Source organism: uncultured Thermosynechococcus sp. (assembly GCF_938074695.1).
Classification (GTDB): Bacteria; Cyanobacteriota; Cyanobacteriia; order Thermosynechococcales; family Thermosynechococcaceae; genus Thermosynechococcus.
Genome location: NZ_CALJEM010000020.1, coordinates 116,524 through 138,604, shown reverse-complemented (window position 1 = coordinate 138,604; position 22,081 = coordinate 116,524). Strand labels below are relative to the sequence as shown.

Below are 22,081 nucleotides of genomic sequence, written 5' to 3'. Positions count from 1 at the left end.
TCCAAAATGGGAATGGGTTCTTGGTGATAGTCAATGAGAACCCCCACCGGCCTATTGGCATTCCAGTTTTTCAGGTGCTGTTTTACCCGCTTAACCCCCTCCGGGGTATCCACGACAATGCGATTGACATCACTGCTATAGACATCCCGCAGCACTTTTTGGATAAAGTCATCATCGCGCCCTAGCAGCTGGGGAGGACGGCTGGAGGCTGCCTGCTGTTGAATTGTTTCCCACTGCCGTTGCAGGAACTCCAGATCCTCAAGAATTGCCTCTTCGGAGACACCCTCGGCCTCTGTGCGCACCAATAGCCCCATGCCAGCGGGCTTGACCAAAATGCCCAAGGCACGTAGCCGATGTCGTTCCGCTTCATTGGTAATCCGTCGCGATAGATTCACCCCCCGACCATAGGGCATTAGCACCAGATAGCGTCCTGGGAGAGAAATATTCCCCGTTAGCCGCGGCCCTTTGTTGCCTGTGGGTTCCTTCATCACCTGAACCAGCACTTTTTGCTGTGGTGCTAGTAATTCGGTAATTGCCCCAGCAGTTCGCTTGAGGCGCAGTGGGCCAAGGTCACTGACGTGGATAAAGCCATTGCGGGAGGTATCCCCTATGTTGACAAAGGCAGCATCAATACCCGGCAGGACATTTTCTACCACGCCAAGGTAGATATCCCCCACCTGATGGGTACCCGTGGCCACAATCAATTCCTGAATTTGATCTTCGGCAAAGACCGCCGCTATCCGATGTTCCTCGGCAATAATAATCTGCTTAGGCATTCATTATCCTTAGAATCTCTTAACAAAATAAACGTCAGCATGAATTGGCTAAAGGTATCTAGCACAGTGCCTAGCCCTTCTTGCCCCTGTAAGGGACTCGTGCAAGTTTGGCTTTAAGATGGTTGGGAAAAAGGTTCCTGTAGAGGCGGCTTGGCATTGGAACGCAGAACGCAACTGTGGTGATACCTAAAAAGCTCTGCACGACTTGCAGAAGGGAAAGATGTCACCCCATGCCAGCCCTAATGAAAATCTATGCCTAACCTTTGGTCTCTTGGGCTATGGAGGTTAAGCAAAAGGGATGTTTCTACAGTACTTTCAATCGTCTCTGATTGGACGTACATCTGTCAAGACTGCGTCGGGCATTTTGCAATATTTTTTACGGTGGTCGTCACTGCTGTGTTGGCCACAGGGATAGTGTGCCACTTTGCAAACCTGATAGGACACTTTGGCGATCGCCTACGAAGCTGCTACAACTATAAGCATCTATTAAGCGTTTTGGCTAGAAAATTAGCCACACTGAGGAGAGTTGCCCATGGGAGTCCACATCAAGCAGGCAGTGGAAGTTGCCGTCTATATCATCTCACAACGCCTACAGGGCAAAAAGCGCTTTCCCCTCACCTTGATGCTTGAGCCTCTCTTTCGCTGTAATCTAGCCTGTTCGGGCTGCGGTAAAATCCAGCACCCCCTTGAAGTCCTGCGCAAGTATCTCACGCCGGAGGAGTGCTTCCGCGCTGTTGAAGAATGCGGTGCGCCGATTGTGGCTATTCCCGGTGGAGAACCCCTACTCCACCCGCAAATTGATGAGATTGTGCAGGGCTTGGTGGCGCGGCGCAAGTTTGTTTATCTGTGTACGAACGGAGTCCTTTTAGAGGAAAATCTGCATAAATTCAAGCCCTCTCCCTACTTTAGCTTCAGTGTTCACCTGGATGGGCTGCGGGAGTGGCACGACAAATGTGTGAACCGCAAGGGGGTCTTTGACACGGCTGTGAAAGCCATTAAAGCAGCTAAAGCCAAGGGCTTCCGTGTTACCACCAACACAACAATTTTTGAGGGGGCAGATCCCAAAGAAATGCAGGAATTCTTTGACTTTGTCAGTTCCCTAGGAGTGGACGGCATGATGATCTCGCCGGGCTATGCCTACGAGTGGGCACCGGATCAGGAGCACTTTCTTAAACGGGAGCAAACCCGCGCTCTGTTCCGCGAAATCCTCGCCCCCTACCGCGCAGGCCAGAAGAAGTGGAACTTTAACCACAATCCCCTCTTCCTTGATTTCCTTGTCGGTGAAAAGGATTACGAGTGCACCCCTTGGGGTATGCCCAGCTACAGTGTGTTGGGCTGGCAAAAACCCTGCTATCTCCTCAATGAGGGGCACTACAAGACTTGGAAGGAACTGATTGAAAATACCGATTGGGAGAAGTATGGTCACAAAAGCGGCAATCCCAAGTGCCGTGACTGCATGGTGCACTGTGGCTATGAGGCCACTGCTGCCATGGATGCCTTTAATCCGGCCAATATGGTTAAAGCAGCAAGCAGTTTGTTCTAGCGCGGACGCATGAGTTGCCAGCGCTGTTCGGCGGCTTCCACAGCGGCTTTGGGCGTTAATTTTCCTAGAAGAACGCTTTCGATCGCTCGCCCAAGGGTTTGAGAAAAACGAGCATAGCCACGAAAGTTGGGGCGCGCCCTAGCAGTAGCCATCTGCTCTAGAAAGACCCGCAGGGTGGGCTGCTGTGCCACAAAGCTCTGATAGCGTTCATTGGTGCACACCCGTTCATTCACAGGCAAATACCCGGTACCCACCGCCCATTCTGTTTGGAATTCTTCACTGAGGACATAGTCCAAAAACGCTAGAGCCGCCTGTTCCCGTTCGGGCGTTGAGCGAAAGACAAAGAGATTCTCACCCCCTAGGGCAGTTGCAGGGGTCTGGAGGGCGGGCATGGGGAGGACGCCAAAATCTACTCCCGACTGTTGGAGTTGCGCCAAGGTCCAAGGCCCTGTAATCTGCATGGCCACCTCACCACGGATAAATTGATCCAGTTCATAGCCCCGTTCGGGAGCCGAGAGAATTGCTAAGCCCTTCTGTCGCAGGCGTTGCCAAAAGTCAAGAGCGGCGATCGCGGGCGGTGTGTCAATGTGGGCAGTCTCAGGGGTATCTCCAAAGCTACCACCGGCGCTCCAAAAGAAGGGCAACCACGTAAAGACCGCAAATTCGCCTTGGCCCAGGGCAAGGAGCAGGGGGGTAATGCCCTGCGCCTTTAGGGTTTGGCTGACTTGCTCTAGCTCCGCCCATGTGGTGGGCAGCTTGTCAATGCCGGCCGCAGCCAGTAAGCTAGGGCGATAAAAAATTCCAATGTTGTTGGTGGCAAAGGGAATTGACCAGTAATGGTTGCCGTAGCGCATCGTGGGAATAAGCGCCGGGTTCACTTGGTCACGGTAGGGGGAGCCTTGCCACCAATCATCGAGGGCACGTAGGGCACCCAGATCGACAAACTGGCCGGTCATCGTGGGGTTATACCAGAGCAAATCCGGTGCAGCATTGCCCACCACCGCTGCGAGAATTTTGGGCAACTGTTGGTCGGGCTGGCCCACATAGAGGGCTTGGACGTGAATCTGGGGATGACGAGCATTGAAGCGATCCACCAGACGCTGGAGCACCACGCGATTGGCCGGAGGGTTGACCCCATGCCAAAAGACAAGTTCAATGGGCTTCTCTGCTTGGGTTGCTGTGGTGCAGCCAATCAGCAGCAGGGCTAGGAAACCCAGGAGGAGCGCGAACCACCCCCGTCTATTGCAAACGATCAATCGTGCGGTATTGAATGGCTTCGGCCACATGGGCAGCGGCAATCGTTTCACAGTCAGCCAGATCGGCAATGGTACGGGCTACCTTTAGGATACGATCTGTGGCTCGCCCCGACAGGCCGAGTTTGGCGATCGCCCTTTCTAGAAGCTGTGTTGAAGCTTCGTCCAATTGACACCACTGACGCAAATGGCGGCTTTGCATTTGGGCATTGCAATGGAGGTTGGGTTCTGCGGCAAACCGCCGCCGTGCTCGCGATCGCGCCGCCAAGACCCGCTGGCGTACTGTGGCGGAATCTTCCCCCAGCGTTTGGCGAGTCATTTCCTCTGGCTTGAGACGGCTGACACTCACTTGCAGATCAATGCGATCTAATAGGGGGCCAGAGAGCTTTGCCCAATACTGTTCTCGCTGGCGCGGGGAGCAGGTACAGGGTTGCACCGGATCGCCATAATAGCCGCAGGGACAGGGATTTGTGCTGGCCACCAAGGTAAATTGCGCCGGAAAAACCACGGATTGGCGGGCGCGGGCAATGGTGACTTGGCCATCCTCAAGGGGCTGGCGCAAAAACTCCAAAACGTCCCGCTTGAATTCCGTCAATTCGTCAAGAAAGAGCACGCCCCGATGGGCAAGGGAAATCTCCCCCGGTCGCGGGTAGCTGCCACCGCCGACAAGGGCAGGTCCAGAGGCAGAATGGTGAGGACTGCGAAAGGGCGGGGTTTGGATCAATTGACCGCGTTCTTTCAGCAAGCCAGCAACGGAATAAATTTTCGTGACTTCAAGGGCTTCTTCAAAGGTTAAGGGGGGCAAGATTGTGGGTAAGCGCCGCGCCAACATTGTTTTGCCACTCCCCGGTGGCCCGACAAAAATGAGATTGTGCCCCCCCGCCGCGGCAATTTCTAGGGCACGCCGCGCTTGATACTGGCCTTTCACATCTTTGAGGTCAACAGGAGAGGAAACAGGATTGGATTCTAGAGGTTGCGGACAACTAACCGCGGGCGATCGCGAGCTAGGGTCATTCAAAAAGGCTGCCACTTCAGCGAGGGTATGGCAACCATAGACCTTTAGCCCCCGCACCAACGCTGCCTCCGTAACATTGGCTGCGGGCACCACTAAACCGGTCATTCCTTGGGCTTGCGCCGCAGCGGCAATTGCCAGTACCCCGGCCACCGCCTGTAAGGTGCCATCGAGGGATACTTCACCGAGAAAGAGATGATCCCCCAGTAAATCCGTGGCAACCTGTCCTGAGGCCGCCAGAATACCGACACTAATGGGGAGATCAAAACTAGGTCCTTCCTTACGTAAATCGGCGGGGGTGAGATTGACGACAATGCGCCGCATCGGGAAGCTAAAACCGGCGTTGCGAATCGCCGCCTTAACCCGCTCGCGGGCCTCCTGAACACCCGCATCGGGCAGACCGACCACCACAATACCCGGCAAGCCGCCGGAAACATCCACCTCGACGCCAACGGGAATCGCGTCAATGCCTAAAACCGCAGCACTCCAAACCCGCGCCAGCATAGTCTAAAAGTCAGAAAGAGCACCGACGACTGGCCGTGTTTCGTCTCGGTGCCCTTAACTGGTTCGCTCCTCACACCCTTAATGACCTTAGCAGAAACATCCTAGATTTGTCACCATTGCATAGGATTTTTCATGAAGTTTGTTTGCAAAACTACAATTTCTGCATCTGCCCTTAGCGTAGGCTGCCCAAGGTATGCCGCCAAGCCAACTCTTTGTTGATAATTTCCAGCGATCGCTGCTCGGCACCACTGAAGAGGGGCGTAATTGTTTCCAGAATTCGCGCCAATAGCGGTGCTGCATAGTTCCCCGTTGAGCGCAACAAATGGGCATAGTAGCGAAACTGGGCTTGACCTTGGGCATTGCGATGAAAGGCCAGCACCTCGGCGGTTGTCAATTGCCACACCGGTGTATTCACCGGTACCACAAGGGTGGGCATCCCCTGCTGGCCGTAGGGCTGACCCTCCACAGTCACTAAATGACCAATGAGGGCAATCCAGAGGAGAGTGCGGGTTTCGCTGACTAAATCGGGACTGAGAACTGTGTCGGCATTGGTGGTGAGGCGAGGGCTAATCTGATGGAACTGGGGATTCAACAGTTGAGAGTTGTAAATCACTCCCACTGCCCAGTGGCGCTGCTCATCCTCCAGTTTGACAAAACGACCAAAGCCATAGTCTTCGGGGGCAGGGGGATGGGCTACATCCCACTGATCCACCAGTTGCGCCACATAATCCCAGTGGGAGTTGGACTTGACGATGTGTCCGAGGTAAATGGCCTGCTCACTCATGGCTTGCAGCTAAGACTTGCTGTTGGATCTCAATTAACTCTTGAATACCTTGGGTGGCGACGTCCAGAAGACAATCAAGGGTTGGCCGATCAAAGGAACCCATCTCTGCTGTGCCTTGAACCTCAATGAATTGACCACTGGCCGTCATTACCACATTGAAGTCCACACTAGCGGCGACATCCTCAGCGTAGCTTAAATCCAGATAGGGTTCGCCATCAATCAAACCCACGGAAACTGCCGCCACTTGATGACACAGGGGAGAGGCGCTGAGTACCCCTTGCTGAAGTAGAGTACTGAGGGCATCTACAAGGGCAATGTAGCCCCCTGTAATGGCCAGCGATCGCGTGCCGGCATCGGCTTGGAGGACATCGGCATCCACAATTAGCGTGCGTTCCCCCAGGAGGGACAAATCCAAGGCCGAGCGTAAGCTGCGACCAATCAGGCGCTGGATTTCTTGGGTGCGCCCAGACAGTTTGAGAAATTCCCGTTCCTGTCTTGGCTGTGTGGCGCTGGGTAGCATGCGGTACTCTGCGGTGAGCCACCCTTGGCCTGTGCCTTCCAAAAACTTGGGCACCCCCTCTTTAAGACTGACGGTACACAGCACTTGAGTTTGCCCCGCTTGGGCAAGCACCGATCCCAAGGCAAATCGGGTGAAATACCGCTGAAAGCGGTGCGATCGCAATTCCAGTGGTTGACGGCCATCGGGTCGCTGCCACCCCATGTTTGACTCCCTCTCAATCACCTTTCCTATTAGAGCTTATTTTCTGGAGCCAGTGCGAGAGCGTCCCCTTGGGCGATCGCTCGATGATTGGGGATAATATAATGTAGTTATTGCTACAGGCTATACTCTTTTGCCAATGCTAAATAAAGATTAGCCCGTTGCCATAGAGAAGGAGTTTGACATTGAAAAAAGTAGAGGCCATCATTCGCCCCTTCAAATTGGATGAAGTGAAGATTGCCCTTGTCAATGCCGGGATTGTCGGCATGACCGTCTCGGAGGTGCGGGGCTTTGGGCGGCAAAAGGGGCAAACGGAACGATATCGGGGGTCTGAGTACACGGTGGAATTTTTACAAAAGCTAAAAGTCGAGATTGTTGTCGAAGATAGTCAGGTGGACATGGTGGTGGCCAAAATTGTTGAAGCTGCCCGCACCGGCGAAATTGGCGACGGCAAGATTTTTGTGACTCCTGTAGAACAGGTCATTCGCATCCGCACAGGAGAAAAAGATCACGAAGCGGTCTAAACGCCAATGCCAAAAATTTCTGGTCAAACCCAGCTTCTGGGAGTGATTGGGGATCCCATTGAGCACACACTCTCCCCAGAAATGCACAATGCAGCCCTAGAGTATTTGGGCTTGAACTATATCTATGTGCCCTTTTGGGTCAAACCGCAGCAGTTGGCGGGGGCGATCGCCGGCCTGGATGCCCTGAACGTTGTGGGTTTTAATGTCACCATTCCCCATAAGGAAGCCATCCTTCCCTATTTGGCCGATGTTAGCGACCTTGCCCAGCAAGTGGGGGCCGTCAACACTGTCTATCGCAGTGAAAAAGGTTGGGTGGGGACCAACACCGATGTGCATGGCTTTTTAGCGCCGTTGCAACAGCAGACCTACCCGTGGTCAGAGATTGCCGTTTTAGTTTTGGGCTATGGGGGTGCCGCACGCGCAGTGGTTACTGCCTGTTACAATTTGGGCTGTCGGCAGATCTATATCAGTGGTCGGCAAGGGGAACGCCTGGAGGCCTTTGTGACGAGTTGGCCCTGGAGAACCCTCTATCCCCTAGCATGGTCAGAGCGCGCCACGTGTTTAGAAAAAGTCAGCCTTGTGGTGAATACGACCCCGATTGGCATGAGTCCCCATCGGGACGCTACTCCCCTAACAGGTGAGGATTTAGCCCGATTACCCGACACCGCTATTGTCTATGACCTCATCTACAAGCCGCGTCCCACCCTCCTTTTGCAACTGGCGATGGCGCGAGGACTGCAAACCTTGGATGGTCTGGCCATGCTTCTTCATCAGGGGGCGGCAGCTCTAGAGTACTGGATTGGCCAACCCGCGCCCACTGCCATCATGGCCACTGCCCTTGAAACTGCCCTTGGGACAGAATAGTCACATGGCACCTTGGCTGGCAGAACTGATGTGGTTATTTGCGGTTTTTGGGGTGTCACTGCTGATTGCCTTGGGGATTAAACTGATAGCCCCCCTCTATCCCTTGCCGCCTCATCTGGGTGTCATTCTGCTATTGGTGGTTAGCCCTGCACTGTTAATGGCGATTCTCCTGATCAAGCTCAGCCAAAGCGATAGCCAAAACCCCGCACCGTGAGAATGTATTGGGGATGACTGGGATCGGTTTCAATTTTCTCCCGCAGCCAGCGAATGTGGACATCAACGGTTTTACTATCGCCGATAAAGTCATGCCCCCACACCTGATCCAGTAACTGCTCCCGTGGCCAAACACGGCGGGGATGACGCATAAACAGCTCAAGCAGTTTGTATTCTTTAGGCGAGAGATTGATCTCCTCCCCGCGCAGGGTTACGCGGCATTCTTGGGGATAGAGGCAGAGATCGCGGAAGCGCAAAACGGAGGGCACCCTACCCTGTTGAATTTGTGTTCGCCGTAATAGAGCACGACAGCGGGCCAGCATCTCCCGCATGCCAAAGGGCTTGGCCAAGTAATCATCGGCACCAATTTCAAGGCCAACCACTCGATCAATTTCACTACCTTTGGCACTGATCATGAGAATGGGGACAGTGCACCCTTCACGGCGAATTAGGCGGCATAGATCCAATCCATTGACACCCGGCAGCATGACATCAAGGATAATCAAATGGATTTCTGGAGTCTCAAAGCTAACGTCCGTTAATAGATGGGTATTAATGAGATTCAATGCTTCATAGCCATCACTGGCCACGAGGGTGTGGTAGCCCTCCTCCTGCAAAGCAAGGACAAGGGTCTCGCGAATCAGGTCTTCATCTTCAATAACTAAAATGTTGGCAAGGGCAGGTGGTGTGGCAAAAGGAGCCTTGGCTGGTTCGGCAACTGTATCAGTGGAGAGCATAAAAAACCTGCGTAGTGCCCAGCTGGCTTCATTCTATCACTGACCCGGTGCGCGGCAAGCCCCGCCCTGAACGAGGGGGAAGGGCAACGCCAACGGCGCAGCCGTTCTATGATTTTGCTGTCGGCCACAACCACGCCGACCTACGGCAGGGCATGGCGGAAGTGACGCCTGGGGAGATACAAGCAGCGGATAGGCCCTCGGCCTAGGAACCTACCAAAGCGACTTAGGCTGGGCTTGAGTGCCGTAGGAATCTTCGGCCTACCGCTCCGCGGGCGCAAGCCAACAGGGCGGGGAGGATGTCAATTTATTGCCTCTACTGGTTCTTAAAGTTCATTGGACCTGTGTATTGGCTCAATTGACTAAGTTCCCTCAGCGATCTGGTGCCGGAGTAGAGCTGATCATTGATTTCCCATGTGGGATAGCCCTGAATTCCCTTGGCACGGCAGCGCTCCACTTGGGGATTGGCACCATTGGGGTCGCACTCAACATAATTGAGTTCCCGTACTGCCTGCTTGCCAAAGAGTTCCTTTTGATCGTGGCAATGGCTACACCAGTAGGCACCATACATGACGGCTCCCACTTGGGTTAAATGGCGAGCCAGGGCAATTTCTGCTGGGCCTGAGGTATTGACGATGGGAATGCCCGGCCCCTCGGCATTGGCCAGGTGAGTGTTGTAGATACCAAAGACCGCCACCAACGTCACCACAGCAGTGATGATGCCGTTGAAAAAGAGCTGACCGCGATCGCTCCATTCCCGACCAATGATGGTCAAGATCAAAAATGTAAAGCTAAAGACGGCTGAGGCAATGCAATAAGGACAAGTGGCTTTAATCTCAGTTGCCAAGATATACATCAAGTAACTGCTGAAGCTGGCCATGGCCGTTGCCCCAAGAAAGAGCAAGAGCCAAGTGGTGTTTTCAGCATTGCGGCGGAGTTCTTTTTGCTGCGGCTGGTTGAACAACAGGGGCAAGGCCGCCAACGACAGCATCCCCGTGTAGGCAACAAACCCAATGAGGGAGAGGGGAACCCCAAAGACCGTTGCCCAAGGGCTATTGAGAACAATATCGCAGCCATCGGTGGGGCAGGTCACCTCCCGATTGGTGAGCTTGGCAATCGTTAGGTAAGCGGTCACTCCCATGCCAGCGAGGGCAACTCCGCCAATTAACCACCGCGACCAACGATGAATCCAGGGGATGGAGCGTCGTCGAACCATAGGTGAGCCTCCGCATTGAATCACAGTTCAATCATACCGACTGCTCGACAGCACCGCTTGGGCATTGCGACGCCATTGTTCTGGTTTAATTCGCCGTAGGGCGGAACCACGGGTGAGTTCATCCCATGCTTCATCGCTGAGGGTGGCCAGTTCCTCTAGGGACGTCTTCAAGAGGGGCGATCGCGGGGCAAAGTCCGCCACATCGGTGGGTTGAGCAAAGCGTTGATTCCAAGGGCACACCTCTTGGCAGATGTCACAGCCTGCAACCCACCCCTGCAAGTTAGCGGCAATCGCAGGGGGTAGCTTAGGGGCGCGGCTTTCAATCGTGTGGTACGCAATGCAGCGGTTGGCATCCACCACGTAGGGTTCCACAATCGCTCCCGTAGGACAGGCGGCCAAGCAACGGGTACAGGTGCCGCAGTGATTGGTGTGGGGGCGATCGCCCGGCAACTCCAACGTGGTGATTAATTCTCCCAAGAGAATCCACGAGCCATACTGCCGCGAAATCACATTGCTGTGCTTGCCAATCCAACCAATTCCGGCTTGCTCTGCCCAAACTTTGTCCTGCACAGGGCCTGTATCCACATACCAACGGTAGTGCATCTCCGGTACCTGGGACTGAAGCCACTTCCCTAGGGCTTGCAAGCGTTTTCCTAGGACTCGGTGGTAATCTCGCCCCCAAGCGTAACGGGCAATTTTCACCCTGGGGGGCGGCTCCGGATCGGGCTGATAATAATTGAGGGCAACGGAAATCAGCGATTGTGCTCCGGGCAGGACGGATTGAATCTCCTGTCGCCGCGGGTTGGCCATCCACGCCATCCCTCCTTGGAACCCTTGGGCTAACCAGCGCCGCAGGGCAGCCACCCCAGAAGGATGGTCAGGGCTATAGGTGCGCAAATCCACAATTCCCACCCGATGAAACCCCAACTGATGGGCAAATGCCTTGATCGCAGCAGAAGTGACCATAGAGAAATGATATCTTGCGCCGGTGAAAAGGGCTGTAGGATGAGTTTGCACCGTTTCCTAAGGGGGTAAGGAAGAGGAATGTCAGAGACACCACTGGTTGCCATTGTCATGGGCAGTGATTCCGATTTGCCCACCATGCAGGGGGCGATCGCCATCTGTGAACGCTTTGGCATCCCCCACGAAGTGGCTATCCTCTCGGCTCACCGCACTCCCCTTGCGATGGTAGAGTTTGCCCAAAATGCCCATCAGCGGGGTCTGAAAGTTATTATTGCCGGTGCGGGGGGAGCTGCCCACTTGCCGGGCATGATTGCTTCCCTAACCCCCCTACCCGTGATTGGTGTACCCGTGCCGAGCCGCCATTTGCAGGGGCTGGACTCCCTCTACTCAATTGTGCAGATGCCCGCCGGGATTCCCGTAGCGACGGTTGCCATTGGCAATGCCCAAAATGCGGGCCTTTTGGCCGTCCAGCTGCTGGCTAGTCATGATCTAGGGCTATTGGAGCAAGTGATTGCCTATCGTCAAGAGTTGGCTGCCACTGTAGCTGCCAAGAATGAAAAACTGCAAACCCTGGGGGCTAGGGCTTATCTACAACAGCAGTGATCCCTGATTCAGGTTCTAGGGAAGAACCCGAGAGTCTTGCCTTTTGCAGATCATGTCTAAAGAGGGGGAGAATGTGGCGACATTGATCGACAAAACTCACCAGCCATGTTTCCAATTGCTGCTGTTGGTTTGGGTTCACAACAGTCTTCCTAGCCGCCAAAGACCCGTGGTAGGTGATGTAACCATTATCCGTAACTACAAAATCAGCCAGCCAACCGGTGGAAGGGCGAGAGCCTCGCCAATAATTCGCAACGATGACATTGCCAAGGTATTTTTGGGCTAATTCACTAACTCGGTTCAAGTGCTCGAGGGCTTGAGCTACCGTTAAAGAGGGTCGCCCTTCGACAGGGAGGACTTGCTCCCCGGAAACACCTGGAGGACTCTCGGCAGGGAAGTTCATCCCCAAAATCCGCCATAGTTTTTCTTCGAGGCTTTTTAAGTACAACGATTGATAAGTGTCCTCTTCACCCCTATTGCTGAGGGAGCGGTGGAGGCGAACAATCATCTCCAGTGCTGCCAATTCTGAGGGGGCAAGGGATTCTAGGCGATTTAGAATGTCGTTCTCGCGATCGCCCACTGCTTGTTCTAAACTTTGACCTGCTAGGGCAAAAATATCCCTTTCCCGATTGAATAAACGCAGAATATAATAGCGCGTCATTGGTGTGAGCAAAGACGCCATGATTACCTTCCCCCCTTCATGAGCACACTACTTCCCATGTTAGAAGGGAGCGTCAATCCTTTTCTGCAATATCGGTATCTGTGGAGAGAGATGGAATATCTATAAATCTATACTATAAATCTATAAAAGTATAAAAGTTTCACAGTATTGAGCGGATAACCTCTGGGTAAATTGGGCTATCGGTCGGAAATTAAACTAGAATATACGTACTCAAATCCACTGTGCTGCCCTGCCGATTGCCTGCCGCCATGAACGCTTTTGCACCTAGCTTGCCAACTGATATTGAATTACCCGATTGGTTAGCGACGTGCCTGCAAAATCCAGATTCCGACAATGGAGATGGTTTAGTCTGTCGGGCGTTTCAATTTGCCTATGACTTACACAAAGGACAACAGCGCGCCTCCGGCGAACCCTATATTGCCCACCCTGTAGCTGTCGCCAGCATTTTACGGGATTTGGGGGGTGGGCCAGCACTTTTGGCGGCGGGGCTTCTCCACGACGTGATTGAGGACACGGCTGTGACGGCGGAGGAGTTGGAAGCAAATTTTGGGGCTGAGGTGCGGCGACTGGTGGAGGGGGTCACCAAGCTCTCGAAGTTTAACTTTTCCAGTAAGACGGAGCGGCAAGCGGAAAGTTTCCGACGGATGTTTTTGGCAATGGCGCAAGATATTCGCGTCATTGTGGTTAAGCTGGCCGATCGCCTGCACAATATGCGCACGCTTGAGTATCTGCCTGAGGACCGCCGCCGTGCCATTGCCCAGGAAACCCGCGATGTCTTTGCCCCTTTGGCCAACCGCTTGGGGATTTGGCGAATTAAGTGGGAACTGGAGGATTTGGCCTTTAAGTATTTGGAGCCAGAGGCCTACCGTCGCATTCAGGAACTGGTGGCTGAAAAGCGTGCCAATCGCGAAGCACAACTCCAGCAGGCGATTCAAATTCTTTACGAACGATTATCGGGGATGGGCTTTGGCTACCTAGAAATTAGTGGCCGCCCCAAACACCTCTACAGCATCTACCAAAAAATGATGCGGCAGCAAAAAGAATTCCACGAAATCTATGATGTGGCGGGTATTCGCATCCTCGTGGCCACCAAGGATGAGTGCTATCGTGCCCTAGCGGTTGTCCATGACTGTTTTCTTTCGGTGCCAGGGCGCTTTAAGGACTACATTAGTCTGCCTAAACCCAACCAGTATCAGTCCCTGCATACCGTGGTGATTGGCCTAGGAGGACGCCCCCTAGAGGTGCAAATTCGCACGCTGGAAATGCACCATGTCGCGGAGTATGGGATTGCTGCCCACTGGAAGTACAAAGAAACGGGGAATTCCCTGCCGCAGCACTGGAGTGCCCAGGATCAAAAATTCACTTGGCTACGGCAACTGTTGGATTGGCAAAATGATCTCAAGGATGCCCAGGAATACCTCGACAGCATTCGGGAGGATCTCTTTGATAAGGAGGTCTATGTCTTTACGCCCCAGGGGGATGTGCTTGCCTTGCCCCACGGGGCCACTCCCCTCGACTTTGCCTACCGGATTCATACGGATGTGGGGAATCACTGTGCCGGCGCACGAATTAATGGCCGGATGGTACCTTTGGACACGCCCTTGCGCAATGGCGACATTGTGGAGATTATTACCCAGAAAACTGCCCACCCCAGTTTAGATTGGTTGAATTTTGTTAAAACCACAACGGCTCGGAACCGCATTCGCCAGTGGTACAAGCGATCGCGCCGCAATGAAAACCTGCAGCGGGGGCGGGAACTCCTAGAGAAGGAATTGGGTAAAGCCGGTTTGGAGGCGCTTCTCAAATCACCCCAAATGCAGCAGGTAGCAGAGCGCAGCAATTATCAAAGTGTGGATGATTTGCTGGCGGCGCTTGGCTATGGTGAGATTACGCTGAATCTGGTGGTGAATCGGCTGCGGGCAATTACCCTAGCGCGTTCAGAGACAACTCCCCCCGAATTGCCTGCGGAATCTGCCTCCGTTAACCGTGTCCCCGCCACCACAAAACCCAGTGATTCTCCCATTCTGGGGGTAGAGGGGCTGGTCTATCACATTGCCGGCTGCTGCTGTCCTGTGCCCGATGAACCGATTATTGGGGTGGTGACCCTAGGAAGTCGCGGCATTTCCATTCACCGTCAAGGCTGTAGCAACCTAGAGGCTGTATCCAGCGATCGCCTGATTCCAGTAAGTTGGAATACCAACCTCAATCAACGCCGTCCCCAAACTTACCCCGTGGATGTGCAAATTGAGGTGATTGATCGAGTCGGTATTCTCAAGGATATTTTGACCCGTTTAACCGATAATCAAATCAACGTGCGGCGAGCCAATGTCCACACGGATCCGGGGCGCACGGCGATTATTGATTTGTGTATTGATATTGTGAATGCAAAGCAGTTGGAGCATATCTTGGCGCAGATTAGAAAAATCACTGATGTCCTCAACATTCGCCGCCGTCAGCAAACGGAAGTGAGTTCTTCCTAGGTGTGATTGTCTGCTCGGTGACCCCCGATTAAGGAAGAGCATTTGTGACATTACTCCTTCTGGAACCCCTCCAACAGTATCCCCCAGAAGACCTTTCCCCGACATTAGTTGCCCTGCAAGCGACGCAAAAAATCCTGCCACCTCCCCATCCGGTGTGGTTGATTTGCCCCCAGGTTTGGGATCAATTGTGCTCTGGGGTGATCCCCCTGTGGCAAGCCGCCTGCGATCGCTGGCAAGAGATGCCCCCCAATGCATCAGATCTCAAGGCACTGGCGCTGCAGATGACCCATCAATTGCCACCCTTGGATTTGGGGGAGTTAGAAACGGTTTTTGCTGCGTGTCATCACTTTTGGCAACAACAGGGGGGGGAGTCTCATCTTGTTCTCACTAGCTATCTTTGGCAAGAAACGCAGGACTTGCCTTGGAGCAGTGGCAGTGGAACGGTTTTAAGATACCCCAGTTTGCCCCTGTGTCATCAAGCCATTGAAAAGACTTTTGCCGCCCTTGTGCGAGCCAAGAATCTGTATCTCTACTGGCAGCAGGGGTGGGATTTTTGTCAAATCAAGGTGGCGATTCTGCTTTACCCCTTGAGTTCCATTGTGGCCTCCGGCTGGTGGATAGGCACTGATCCAACGTTTCGGGCGATCGCCGGCGGTGTGGCTCTGCCCCATCAAGGAATTCCCTTACCACCGAGGGGGATTGATCTGACGCCGGTGCAAGAGCAACAGTTGCAGCAGGCCTGTCGGGGGGCATCCTCTCATCTGTGGGTTTGGCATCGCAGTCAGACCCAAGTGTGGTGGGGACAGTGCCTGCCGGAGCCGCAAGGGAGAACCCTCCCCCTGAAGCCGCTGGAACGGACGCTAATTGCTGAGGGTATAGCTGCTGCGCCGGGACAAGCGATCGCCCCCGCCTTGGTGGTCACCGAGCCTTGTGCCCCCGCCGCCGTTGCCGGACGGATTTTAGTGACTAAAACCATTCCGCCCCACTGGCTGCCCCTCGTGAGCGCTGCTGTAGGCGTGATTTGTGAGCAAGGTGGGCTAACGAGTCATGGGGCAATTTTGGCACGGGAATTGGGACGGCCTGCCGTTGTCGGTGTCGCTAATGCCACGCAGCGGATCAGTTCCGGCATGACGCTGTTTCTCGATGGCCAGCGGGGCGCTATCTATCAACTGCCGTCAGAGCCGTTGCCGGTGGTGGCTACTCCCTCTCCCCAAACCGCGTCACCGCCGGCGGTGAAACGGCTGCCCTTACAAATCATGGTGAATGTCAGTCAAGTGAATGCCCTGCGGTTGTTGCCATCGCTCCCCTGTGATGGCATTGGTCTGTTGCGCTCCGAGCTGATGCTGTTTGCTTTTTTAGATCAGCGCCATCCCTGTCATTGGTTGGAGCAGGGGGAAGCGGAGCAGTTGCGCGATCGCTGGGTACAGCACCTGTGGGAATTTATGCGGGCGATCGCCCCCCGTCCCCTCTTTTACCGCACGTTGGATTTGCGGCCAGCGGATTATCGGCAACTGCTGGGGGGACATCGCTTTGAACCCGAAACGGATTGGGGGCTGCGGGGCGTCAGTCGTTATCCCCATTGTCCAGAACTGTTCCACTTGGAACTCTCGGCGCTGGCGATCGCCCACCGTTTAGAAACCTGCCCCCTGCGGATTGTGCTGCCCTTCGTGCGCAGTGTCAGCGAAGTGGTCTATTGCCAAAAAGCACTTGCAGAGCATGGCTTGACAGCGAGCGCCGGCGTGCAACTGTGGGTGATGGCGGAGGTGCCGGCCATTTTATTTTTATTGGCTGACCTTGCTCAGCTTGGGATTGCGGGAATTACAATTGGCACGAATGATCTCACGCAACTGCTGTTGGGAATTGAGCGGGAAACGGCACTGCCGGAGTTAAATGAGGATCATCCAGCCGTGCGGAGGGCGATCGCCCAACTTATTCGGGAGGCCAAAGCTCATCACTTGGGCTGTAGTCTCTGTGGAGAAGCCCCCGCCCACTATCCCCATTGGCTGCCGTGGTTAATTGACTTGGGCATTGATAGCATTTCCGTCAGCCCCGAAGTTGTCACGCAGGTTTTAGCTCAGCTTTAATTGTGGATAACTCGGTGCGATTTAGCGTATCAGGATCCTTATTTACTGCACTCGCCCCCACGGCGACTTACCGAAGATGGCGAGGTCTCTACTGAGGGCTTCCCTCAGGTCTTAGCCTCTGTCAAGGCTTTAGGGATGAATTCTGGATACCCAGAATTGGAATATTGCAACAACGGCCGCAATGATTGCCAACCGTGTCATTCAGGGGGGCATCGCTAAGTGCTGCTGATGCACGATGGCACGGAATTCAATTCCGCCATGGAAGACCACCCCCAACTCAATCCCAGTCGGCAACGAACCGTAGAGGCGCTGGATCAGATTCTTGCGGCTTACCGCGCCAAGGGCATTTCCAGCTAGGCTTTTCGTTAAAAGCCATAGTGCTCAATTGCTTCGAGAATCCCTTGGGCATAGTGGCCTTTGGCAAAGTAAATGTGGGGGCGATCGCGCAACTTTTCCAATTCAGGACTGTGATTGCCCACAACCACAGCAAGGGTATTGCCCGTTAGCATTTGCTCGTCATTGCCGGAATCCCCCGCCACTAAAAGTTTTTGTAGCGGATAGCCCCACTTGAGGGCAAGATAGCGCAGGGCATCCCCCTTAGAGGCACGCAGGGGCAAAATATCCAAAAACTGATTGTGGGAGAAAATCGGCCGGCAATGGAGCTTTTGCTGCCGTAAAAGACGCAGGACAGGGGTAATGCTGGGGAGAACCGTCGTATCTACGTTGTAACTAATTTTATGGGGGCGCTGATTTTCTGGAGGTTGTAGCGTTAACCCCGGCACCGCTGCCAAGGTGTCTTTGACCCGTTGCGGTTCCCAGCGATAGCTAATGTGCTGCTGCCAACTGGTATCAGGGACGAGATGGGGGCCGTAGTGAATTTCACTGCCGACGGCGGTAATCAACACATCAGGAATCGGTACGCCCCATTCTTGAAGGACTGCTAAGGCCAGCTCTAGGTGACGCCCCGTGGCCACGCCAAAACCGATTTCAGGACGGCGTTGCAGCAGCGTCAAGAGTTGCTCAAGGGCTTCGCGATCGCCAATCAGCGTATTGTCAATATCACTAATCAAAAGGCGTTCCAGGGTGAGCAGGCGGTTCCGCGTCAATAGGCTCGGGAATTGATTGCCTTGACACTGGCTGGGCTGCCGCTGCAAACTTAAGGCTGGCAACACCGATTTTTCCGACAGTTGATCTAGAGCCTGAAGATACCTCTCCACATGGCTGTGCCAAGAGTAGTGGGCTTGTACCCCCTTGAGGCCATTTTCTGCCCAAGCCTGCCACTGGCTCTCACTTTGGAATGCTTGATGCAGTGCAGTGCGAATCGCCTCCGGATCGAGGGCATCAAAGAGTAAACCATTGCAACAGTGACGAATAATCTCCTGCGGCCCGCCATCCGCTGTGGCCAAAATTGGCAATCCACAGGCAGCGGCTTCAATGAGCGTGAGGCCAAAGGGTTCGGTGAGGGCAGGATTGATAAACACTCCCCGTTGCTGTGCCGCCAGACGGTAGAGATCGGGGACTTCATCGCTGGTGTGGGTCTTGGGATAGGCCACTTTGCCGTAGAGGTCGTAGCGATCCACCAGCAAAAAGAGTTCGGTGAAGACTTGGCGAGGGCTGGCCTCCATCTTGCTGATATCGGTGCGATTGCCAAGAACTAAGACGAGATTCGCTTGCTCCTGTAAAAAGCGATCGCTGCCATAGACATTGAGTAGGGCGGCCACATTCTTGCGCGGTACCGGTCGGGAAAGGCAGAAGATAAAGGGTTTTTCCGGCTCGACTAAAAAGCGGCGCAATTCCTTGAGAAATGGCAAATCCTTGGCAACAGGAGCCGGATAGAAACGACTAGTGTCCACCCCCGGCGGAATCACCGCCATCCGCTTTGGGTCGTATTGATCGTAGAGACGATACTGCTCTTCCACCTCCTGATGGGTACTGGCAATAATCAGTGCAGCGCTGGCAAGGGTTTGCTCTTCGGCTTCAATGCGAGTCGTAAAGTGAAACTGCTCCTCTAGACTCTCCGGTTTATAGCCCTGGGCGAGCAACCGCCGGCGTTTGACCCGGCCGAGGGAATGCCCGGTGTGCACAAGGGGAACCCCCAACCAGCCGGCCACGCGGCAGCCCACATAACCCGCATCGGCATAGTGACTGTGGATCACATCGGGCATGCGGCCAAACTGGCGTAGATGGCGCAGCAGTTCGTCGGCAAATACATCCAAGTAGGGCCAGAGCACCTCCTTGCGTAAATAGCGGCGCGGTCCGCAGGCCAGTCGCACAATGCGAGCGCGATCGCCCAGCCATTCAATGGGTCGAGCATAGTCTGGACTGACCTTGGCATCGGCAATCAGGCGAGTCACTAAATCCACTTGGGCCACCCGGGGATGGGCTGCAAGGCTTTTTGCCAGTTCGACGACATAGCGGGTCTGTCCTCCTGTATCGGCATCGCGCCCCAATTCTAGGCGATCGCCCCGAATCAAACCATGAATACTGATGAGGACAATGTATAATCCCTCTTGCATAGCCACTCCCTTCCTTGGCGCAGGATAACCCAATTGGGGGTCATCCCCACCCTACCGAAAAACATGAGCATTGTCCAAAAAGCCATGGCGGCAATCCCCGCGGCCATTCATCTCAAGGAAGTCTCCTTTGGCTGGTCGCCAGAGGTTTTAGTGCTGGATCGGGTGTCCCTAGAAATCCCGCGGGGCCAACTGTGGATGCTCCTAGGCCGCAATGGCAGTGGCAAATCAACCCTGGTGAAGATTTTGGGGGGTCTCCTGCCGCCCCAACGGGGCGAAGTCTATGTCGAGCAGCCCCTTGGCTTTGTGTTCCAGAATCCCGATCACCAACTGGTGATGCCCAGTGTCGGTGCAGATATTGCCTTTAGTCTGAATGGCGAGGCGCTCAACTATTGGCAGGTGCGCGAACGCGTCAGTGCCGCTTTGCAAGCGGTGAATTTACAGGGACTAGAACGCCGTCCCATCTATGCCCTCAGTGGCGGCCAAAAACAGCGGGTGGCCATTGCCGGGGCGATCGCGCGCCATTGTCGAGTGCTCTTGCTCGATGAACCCACCGCCCTCCTTGACCCCGATAGTCAACGGGAACTCTTGGGCTACGTGCGCCAACTGGTCAATACCCAGGGGATGACAGCCCTTTGGGTTACCCATCGCCTCGATGAGCTGGCGCAAGCGGATGGTGCCATTGTCCTTGATCGCGGCAAAGTCATTGGCCAAGGAGCACCTACCGACATGATTCCCCTGCTGCATGCTTGAAAAGCAAGATTTGCTGAATGCTGATCTGGTGCCAAAGGCATTTCTCAACCCCCAACCCCCCTCTTTGACTGCTATGATTAAAGACTATAGATATAAGACACTGGCATAGAAATTCGCCTGTAGGATTGAATTATTGCAGTAGGAGCGATCGCCATGACTGAAACTCCCCAAACGCCACCCCCCGAAGAACCTACCGCCAAAGCCACTCGTCCCAGCCGTCGCCACAACCCACCTGATAAGGAAAATAGCGGTCAAATGGTCTCCCTTGCTGAAAAAACAGCTCTTGCCCCCGCAGGCACACCCACAGCCAGTGATATTGTGGTGTGGCAAACCTTTAATAGCGCCGGTTTACGTCCTATTGAGGCCAGTCACGTGCAAGTGGTGCACATGATCAAAGATGCCGGCGAGCGTCCCGTCCTCAGCAGTGGCCTGCAAATCTATGACCGCATTAACGCCGCCGGTATTCGCCCGATTGCGGCAACTAATTTCCGGGTGGTAGAAACCCTCAACATCATGGGGGTGCGTCCGGTGGCTGCCGATAACTTTGAAATTGTAGAAACGGTCAATTTGATGGGCATTCGTCCCATTACCACCAGTGGCCTACACATTGCTGAAACCTACTACTCAGCCGGAGAGCGTCCCATCGCCTCCAACATCATTGATGATTCCCCTACCCTCATGGGCTATTTGGACTAGGGTGGTAGTGCCGCCAATCCACTCCCATCTGAATGGCCATTGATCTCTATCGCCACCTACTGCGGCCCCTTCTCTTCTGGGGATTGCAGGCCGATCCAGAATTTCTGCACCAGCAGTTTATTTCCTTTTGTGGGTGGCTGAATCAAGAGCATGCCTTAAGCACTTGGCTACGGCAGCAACTCAAGCAACGTTATGCTCTCTCAGACCCGCGTTTAGAGCGACAAGTGTGGGGACTGCGCTTTCCCAATCCCATTGGCTTGGCAGCGGGGTTTGATAAAAATGGGGTGGCCAGCAGTGTGTGGTCAGCCTTTGGCTTTGGCTTTGCCGAGTTAGGCACCGTCACTTGGCACCCTCAACCCGGCAATTCGCGTCCGCGTCTCTTTCGCTTACCGGCTGATCTCGCTGCGATCAATCGCATGGGGTTTAATAATGCGGGCGCAGAGGCCATGGCTGCTCGGTTGGCGCGATCGCCCCAGCCGACGATTCCCATCGGTATCAATTTGGGCAAGTCAAAAATTACCCCTTTGGAATCCGCAAAAGAGGATTACCTAGCAAGTTTTCGCCGGCTCCATCCCCTGGGAGATTATTTCGTGATTAATGTCAGTTCTCCCAACACGCCGCGGTTACGGGATCTGCAAGCAAAGGAACAACTGGAACCCATTTTGGACACGCTACAAACCGCCAATTGCCCCCGCAAGCCCCTGCTCCTGAAAATTGCCCCCGACCTAAGTTGGGAGCAAATTGCGGCAATTCTTGAGCTGATTCAAACCTATGAACTCGCCGGGATTGTGGCTACCAATACCACCGTGGCACGGGAGGGGCTGAAAACCCAGATTATTCCTCAGACGGGGCGATCGCCAGCGGATGAGGCAGGAGGGCTGAGTGGCAGACCTTTGCGCGATCGCGCCACTGCCGTGATTCGCTTTATCCACAAACAGACCCAAGGTACACTGCCGATTATCGGCGTAGGGGGTATTTTTACCCCAGAGGATGTGATTGAGAAACTAGCGGCCGGTGCGACCCTGGTGCAACTTTACACCGGTTGGATCTACCAAGGGCCGAGCCTATTGCGAGAGCTACTCAAAGGACTCTTAACCCCCTCAGCCGATCAAGAGAAACCAGAGAAATAGCCTCTATGCCCTTGTCAAGGGGAGCATTCTGACTGTTAA

General features: G+C 54.3%; 22 protein-coding genes. 12 read left to right on the top strand and 10 right to left on the bottom strand.

Features of this window, described 5'->3' with window-relative positions:
* Positions 1-776 (bottom strand): ribonuclease E/G (locus Q0683_RS03405; RefSeq protein WP_298976294.1); only part of this gene is annotated, 776 nt, incomplete at its 3' end.
* Positions 777-1,308: 532 nt separating this feature from the next.
* Here Q0683_RS03405 and hpnH point away from each other — a divergent pair.
* Positions 1,309-2,319 (top strand): adenosyl-hopene transferase HpnH, encoded by a 1,011-nt coding sequence (hpnH, locus tag Q0683_RS03400; RefSeq protein WP_298614493.1) that lies wholly within the window; start codon positions 1,309-1,311, stop codon positions 2,317-2,319.
* Here the strand turns inward: hpnH and Q0683_RS03395 are convergent.
* From Q0683_RS03395 to rph, 4 genes are all read right to left on the bottom strand, one after another.
* On the bottom strand, positions 2,316-3,575 hold the full coding sequence (locus Q0683_RS03395) for an ABC transporter substrate-binding protein (RefSeq protein WP_298614491.1): 1,260 nt from the start codon (positions 3,573-3,575) through the stop codon (positions 2,316-2,318). The genes hpnH and Q0683_RS03395 overlap by 4 nt on opposite strands.
* Positions 3,559-5,088 (bottom strand): YifB family Mg chelatase-like AAA ATPase, encoded by a 1,530-nt coding sequence (locus tag Q0683_RS03390; protein WP_298614489.1) that lies wholly within the window; start codon positions 5,086-5,088, stop codon positions 3,559-3,561. Before Q0683_RS03390 ends, Q0683_RS03395 begins: the two co-directional genes overlap by 17 nt.
* Positions 5,089-5,260: 172 nt before the next feature.
* Positions 5,261-5,872, bottom strand: a complete 612-nt coding sequence (locus Q0683_RS03385) for a hypothetical protein (RefSeq protein WP_298614487.1) — start codon at positions 5,870-5,872, stop codon at positions 5,261-5,263.
* Entirely contained in the window at positions 5,865-6,593 is a 729-nt protein-coding gene (gene rph / locus Q0683_RS03380; RefSeq protein ID WP_298614485.1) for a ribonuclease PH, read from the bottom strand. The genes Q0683_RS03385 and rph overlap by 8 nt, the downstream gene beginning before the upstream one ends.
* A 182-nt stretch (positions 6,594-6,775) precedes the next feature.
* Here rph and Q0683_RS03375 point away from each other — a divergent pair, with 182 nt between their 5' ends.
* From Q0683_RS03375 to Q0683_RS03365, 3 genes are read left to right on the top strand one after another with little or no spacing between them, the layout of a single operon-like run.
* Positions 6,776-7,114, top strand: a complete 339-nt coding sequence (locus Q0683_RS03375; protein WP_298614483.1) for a P-II family nitrogen regulator — start codon at positions 6,776-6,778, stop codon at positions 7,112-7,114.
* A gap of 6 nt (positions 7,115-7,120) precedes the next feature.
* Positions 7,121-7,978, top strand: a complete 858-nt coding sequence (locus Q0683_RS03370) for a shikimate dehydrogenase (RefSeq protein ID WP_298614481.1) — start codon at positions 7,121-7,123, stop codon at positions 7,976-7,978.
* A 4-nt stretch (positions 7,979-7,982) separates the two neighbouring features.
* Complete coding sequence (locus tag Q0683_RS03365) at positions 7,983-8,192, top strand: hypothetical protein (protein ID WP_298614479.1); 210 nt, start codon at positions 7,983-7,985, stop codon at positions 8,190-8,192.
* On the opposite strand, the gene Q0683_RS03360 is transcribed toward Q0683_RS03365, so the two are convergent.
* Complete coding sequence (locus Q0683_RS03360; protein ID WP_298614477.1) at positions 8,158-8,928, bottom strand: winged helix-turn-helix domain-containing protein; 771 nt, start codon at positions 8,926-8,928, stop codon at positions 8,158-8,160. The two genes, Q0683_RS03365 and Q0683_RS03360, sit on opposite strands and share 35 nt — an antisense overlap.
* A gap of 14 nt (positions 8,929-8,942) precedes the next feature.
* Here Q0683_RS03360 and Q0683_RS03355 point away from each other — a divergent pair, with 14 nt between their 5' ends.
* Entirely contained in the window at positions 8,943-9,134 is a 192-nt protein-coding gene (locus Q0683_RS03355; RefSeq protein ID WP_298614475.1) for a hypothetical protein, read from the top strand.
* A 107-nt stretch (positions 9,135-9,241) separates the two neighbouring features.
* Here the strand turns inward: Q0683_RS03355 and Q0683_RS03350 are convergent, their stop codons facing one another.
* Both Q0683_RS03350 and queG read right to left on the bottom strand, forming a co-directional pair.
* A complete protein-coding gene (locus Q0683_RS03350) occupies positions 9,242-10,141 on the bottom strand; it encodes a vitamin K epoxide reductase family protein (RefSeq protein ID WP_298976288.1) in 900 nt (299 codons plus the stop codon).
* A gap of 27 nt (positions 10,142-10,168) precedes the next feature.
* On the bottom strand, positions 10,169-11,107 hold the full coding sequence (gene queG, locus Q0683_RS03345) for a tRNA epoxyqueuosine(34) reductase QueG (protein ID WP_298976286.1): 939 nt from the start codon (positions 11,105-11,107) through the stop codon (positions 10,169-10,171).
* A 78-nt stretch (positions 11,108-11,185) separates the two neighbouring features.
* Between queG and purE the strand changes: the two genes are divergently transcribed.
* Entirely contained in the window at positions 11,186-11,707 is a 522-nt protein-coding gene (gene purE, locus Q0683_RS03340) for a 5-(carboxyamino)imidazole ribonucleotide mutase (protein WP_298614469.1), read from the top strand.
* Here purE and Q0683_RS03335 read toward each other — a convergent pair.
* Positions 11,682-12,365, bottom strand: coding sequence for a hypothetical protein (locus Q0683_RS03335; protein ID WP_298976284.1), 684 nt, complete (start codon positions 12,363-12,365; stop codon positions 11,682-11,684). The genes purE and Q0683_RS03335 overlap by 26 nt on opposite strands.
* Positions 12,366-12,634: 269 nt before the next feature.
* On the opposite strand from Q0683_RS03335, the gene Q0683_RS03330 reads away from it, so the two are divergent.
* From Q0683_RS03330 to Q0683_RS03320, 3 genes are all read left to right on the top strand, one after another.
* Positions 12,635-14,866, top strand: coding sequence for a bifunctional (p)ppGpp synthetase/guanosine-3',5'-bis(diphosphate) 3'-pyrophosphohydrolase (locus Q0683_RS03330; protein ID WP_298614000.1), 2,232 nt, complete (start codon positions 12,635-12,637; stop codon positions 14,864-14,866).
* 44 nt (positions 14,867-14,910) lie between these two features.
* Positions 14,911-16,950, top strand: coding sequence for a putative PEP-binding protein (locus Q0683_RS03325; protein WP_298976281.1), 2,040 nt, complete (start codon positions 14,911-14,913; stop codon positions 16,948-16,950).
* Positions 16,951-17,169: 219 nt separating this feature from the next.
* Positions 17,170-17,307, top strand: a complete 138-nt coding sequence (locus tag Q0683_RS03320; protein ID WP_298976278.1) for a hypothetical protein — start codon at positions 17,170-17,172, stop codon at positions 17,305-17,307.
* An 8-nt stretch (positions 17,308-17,315) separates the two neighbouring features.
* Here the strand turns inward: Q0683_RS03320 and Q0683_RS03315 are convergent, their stop codons facing one another.
* Positions 17,316-19,466: an HAD-IIB family hydrolase gene (locus tag Q0683_RS03315; RefSeq protein ID WP_298976276.1), complete on the bottom strand. Its 2,151-nt coding sequence runs from the start codon at positions 19,464-19,466 to the stop codon at positions 17,316-17,318.
* A gap of 63 nt (positions 19,467-19,529) precedes the next feature.
* On the opposite strand from Q0683_RS03315, the gene Q0683_RS03310 reads away from it, so the two are divergent.
* From Q0683_RS03310 to Q0683_RS03300, 3 genes are all read left to right on the top strand, one after another.
* Positions 19,530-20,216 carry an energy-coupling factor ABC transporter ATP-binding protein gene (locus Q0683_RS03310; protein WP_298614001.1) on the top strand — a complete coding sequence of 229 codons (687 nt, stop codon included), beginning with the start codon at positions 19,530-19,532 and terminating at the stop codon, positions 20,214-20,216.
* Positions 20,217-20,369: 153 nt separating this feature from the next.
* Positions 20,370-20,912, top strand: coding sequence for a hypothetical protein (locus Q0683_RS03305; RefSeq protein ID WP_298976274.1), 543 nt, complete (start codon positions 20,370-20,372; stop codon positions 20,910-20,912).
* 32 nt (positions 20,913-20,944) lie between these two features.
* Positions 20,945-22,042 carry a quinone-dependent dihydroorotate dehydrogenase gene (locus Q0683_RS03300; RefSeq protein ID WP_298613995.1) on the top strand — a complete coding sequence of 366 codons (1,098 nt, stop codon included), beginning with the start codon at positions 20,945-20,947 and terminating at the stop codon, positions 22,040-22,042.
* The last annotated feature ends 39 nt before the right edge of the window (positions 22,043-22,081 follow it).